Here is a 3,854-nt window from a genome sequence, read left to right as displayed (position 1 = left end):
GGATCTTTTAATAACATACTCCACATAACGTTCACCTTTTTTTGCAATTTCTATGGCTAAAGTGTGCCTCTTTCAGACATAAAAAATGCTGATCTAAATCAATCCCTAAAAGCCCGCGCGCACCGCAGTATGATGTAGATCAAACGTTGGAACTTATTCCTTAAAAAACCGCTGTACCAACATTACTTGACGATAAAGACAGCCTGTTTAATTGCCAAAAATTCAGTGATGGCAGCGCCGAAAACTGGCCCACTCCGGAGCCAAATAAAGAGATATGAAAAAAATAAAAGAAAAACCCAATGACTACTTGATAATAATTATCATTTAGATTACGGTAGATATGCCTGTTGGGTATCTGATGATTGACGGTCTTGGGCAGATACCCACTTTTCTGGGCAGGCATTTTGCCTGCCCGATTTTTCTTGTCGTTTATAACTAATCAAACAATTTCCAGAACCAGCCTTTTTGTAAATCGTCCTCGCAGCCTTTTAATTGACCGGCATAACGCAATGAGCGCTCTTTAACGCGATTAGCCACTTGTTTTAACCAGGCTTTGTTGTTGTACGTTTTTTTACGATAACCGCCCCACCCCTCGTGGTAGTTAAGGTACTGGGCATAGGCATCCCACTTCGAGATACCGTTCACGGTGTGTGTTTTACTGATAAACCAGCCCATAAAATCCATGGCATCGTCAAAATCGTCGCGATTGGCACCGCTGTTGCCCGTTTCGCGAATATAATCGCTCCAGGTGGGGGTTTTAGCTTGCGAATAGCCATAGGCAGAACTAACCCTGCCCCAGGGAATTAAACCAAACAGGATATAATCCCGTGGCGGCAAGGCGTCGTGGCGAAATGAACTTTCCTGATACATCATCGCCATGGGCACGTGAATGGGCACTCCCCATTTGTCACGCATATCCGATGCGGCATCGTACCAATCTTCCTTTTCGTAGAATATTTCACACAGGTTGCTGGTGTCTTTCGGTGGTGTTGTGGCACATCCCACCAATATCAGCGGAATAAAAACCACCCAACCTGAAAAAAAAATACAAAATTGTTTGAACTTTTTGTACATACATTGTCCAACCTAGTGTTCCGAATGTGTGTTTCCCTGGAACGAATTCTTTATGCCTGACCCGCGTCAGGCATTTTTTTGCCCTAATTTTGTGGCGGACGGGCAAAATACTCCTGTATAAACGTATCAAAAGACACGGTATCCGCGGCCTCAATGTCTTTTTGTGCAATCAGAGATTGAGCCGCCTCTTCAACAAAGTCAGCTTCCGACTTATAAGTATAATCGAACGCCTTAATTTCGTTGCGATATGTATCGGCCAAAGTGCGACCCACTACGGCGTTGTCACCCTCGGCGAGCAGTTTATTTAACCAACGGCCTGAAAAAGTTTTATCCGGGTCGGTGATTTTTTGCCATTCCCGCTCGATAGCCAGACTATAGCAATTGCTGTTGTAAGCTTTATCTAACAACTGGGCTACGGTGCCAAATTTAGCAAATAATTGCTCAGCCCAGCTCTGCATGCTCACTTCCTGATCGTTATTTAACAATGTAAGTCCTGGCTTGCGCCCTTCCAGTACAATGCGATTCAGGTTTACTTCGGTTTCTTTGTAACGCTCAGCAGTGAACTCTGGGCTGTCCATCAGCAAACAACTAATCAAAAATACATCCAGGAAATCAATCTGTTCGCGCGCAATACCTGTTGGACTGAATGGGTTAACATCTAATGCCCTAACCTCAATGTACTTTACTCCGCGGGTTGCCAGTGCATCGGTAGGTTTTTCCATGGTATTGGTTGGCTGCTTTGGACGAATGGGAGAATAGAATTCGTTTTCGATTTGCAGCACGTTTTTGCTCAATTGCTGGTAGTTTCCACCTTCACCGGCGGCAAAACCCGCGTAACGCACTGAAGGCTGGTACATTGCCTGGCGTAATAACCGGACGTAATTATCCAGCGAGTTGTAACAAATTCGCAGTGAAGACTGTTCTGTACTGGTGTACCCCAATCCGCTCATCCGCAGAGACGTGGCATAAGGCAGATAATAAGTACCTTTACCTAATTGCTTGAAATCCAAACCATGTTCACGACCGGCAACAAAAGACCGGCACAGTGCGGGCGATGCCCCAAACAAATAGGGGATCAGCCAGCAGGTTCTGCGATAGTTTCGAATTAGTTTGAAATACTGCGCCGAGATCCAATCCTGAGTGGGCTGCGCCTTCTGCTGCGACGCAAGCAGCTTCCAAAGGCTATCCGACACTGAAAAATTAAAATGCACACCGGCAATAGCCTGCATCATGCTACCGTAGCGATTGCGCAATCCTATACGATAGGCTTTTTTCATTTTGCCAGTGTTCGATTCACCATAATACGCGATCGGTATTTCCGCTTCATTTTTAATAAAGCACGGCATGCTCAGTGGCCATACGCGTTCTTCACCTAATTGCTGAAGCGTAAATTTGTGTACATCGGCCAGTTGCGCCAGGGTTTTGTCTGCGTCAGTTTCCGGAGGGGTAATAAACTCCAGCAGTGATTCAGAGAAATCAGTGGTAATGCTGTCGTGGGTAAGTGCCGCCCCTAAAGTCTGCGGGTGTGGCGTTTGGGCAAGCGTGCCCTCTGGGTTAATTCTGAGACATTCTCGTTCTACGCCGCGTCTGATGCCGTTAAAACTGTGTACGGCAGAGGGATCACTTAACGCGCCTATATCGTAGGTAAAATCTGAAGTCAGTGGAAGCAATGTCAGTATCCAGGTAAACCTCCGCAGCGCACCTGCTGCGGAGTGGTTAATTCTGACCGTATCTTATCAAATAAATGGCTGGTGTTAATGCCTGATTATCTGAATTTAAATGGTTATCCACCGACAAATGACACTTCATGAACCGGCATAGCCAGTGCGTCTAACTGCGGTTTGAGTACTTGCTTGTCACCCACAATGATAATTTGCAGGTCATTGGTATTAAGCAAACGCCCTGCAATATTATCTAATTCCGGTTTAGCAATATTCAGAATAATCGACTTCTGCGTTTGTTTGTAATTACTGGGCAGATCATAGGCGACCAAACGCCGAAGAAAGGCGGCTTTGTCCATCGGGGTTTCGTATTCCAGTGCTTCACTCAGGGTAAAGGCATTTTGCATAAACGACAGTTCGGCCTCGGTGATCCCCTGTTGTTTGTACTGATTAATTTCCTTCATTAATTCCTGAATCCCGGCCTGAGTGTACTGCTGCTTCAGCTCGGCACCCGCCTCGAACCAGCCCAGCGATTTACCGCCATTAAATGACGAATAAGCCCCATAGGTATAGCCTTTATCTTCTCGCAAATTCTGGTTAATACGACTATTAAAGTCATCACCCAATGGAAAGTTCATCAGTTGAGCGTGAAAATAATCTCCAGTTGCATCATAAGGTAGCGAACGGGAGACCATTCGAACCGTACTTTGCGTGGCTCCTGGTACATCAACCAGGTAGATATGGTTAGACTGATACTCAGGAAAACTGCCGTAACCGGGAATGGTGTAGTCAGGTCCTTGCCAATCGGCTAAAAAGCCAAGCCGACTGATCAGTTTTTCCTGCGAAACATCCCCCACCATTACCAGCGTGCTTTTGGCTGGTACATAGTAAGTTGAATAAAACGTTTTCACATCTTCCAGGGTAATATTGCTAATGGTGTCAGCAGTACCTGTTTGCGACAAACTGATGCGGTTTTCCTTGCCCCACAACACCAGCGATGTTGCGCGCTCCGCCAGCGCTGAAGGATTGGTTGCCTGCGAATTAATTCCATCGATTACCTGCTGTTTTAGCCGGTTAAAATCGGTTTCCAGAAAAGCGGGCCTGAATAATTTCTCTTTT

3 protein-coding genes are annotated in these 3,854 nt (G+C 45.8%); all 3 read right to left on the bottom strand.

The features are described 5' to 3' along the window. Positions 1–435: 435 nt before the first annotated feature. Positions 436–1,074 carry a hypothetical protein gene (locus tag ACLR2L_RS19440; protein WP_140956001.1) on the bottom strand — a complete coding sequence of 213 codons (639 nt, stop codon included), beginning with the start codon at positions 1,072–1,074 and terminating at the stop codon, positions 436–438. An 83-nt stretch (positions 1,075–1,157) separates the two neighbouring features. Next, positions 1,158–2,744: a glutamate--cysteine ligase gene (gshA, locus tag ACLR2L_RS19435; RefSeq protein WP_413370576.1), complete on the bottom strand. Its 1,587-nt coding sequence runs from the start codon at positions 2,742–2,744 to the stop codon at positions 1,158–1,160. 113 nt (positions 2,745–2,857) lie between these two features. Beyond that, positions 2,858–3,854 (bottom strand): M16 family metallopeptidase (locus ACLR2L_RS19430; RefSeq protein WP_413370574.1); only part of this gene is annotated, 997 nt, incomplete at its 5' end.

The sequence above is a fragment of the Alteromonas sp. AMM-1 genome (assembly GCF_047290655.1).
Classification (GTDB): Bacteria; Pseudomonadota; Gammaproteobacteria; order Enterobacterales; family Alteromonadaceae; genus Alteromonas; species Alteromonas mangrovi.
This window is presented reverse-complemented; position numbering and strand designations above follow the sequence as displayed.

Bases quoted from the DNA above. Each gene is read 5' to 3' on its own strand.
- ACLR2L_RS19440 (WP_140956001.1), bottom strand. From the start codon at position 1,074: ATGTACAAAAAGTTCAAACAATTTTGTATTTTTTTTTCAGGTTGGGTG.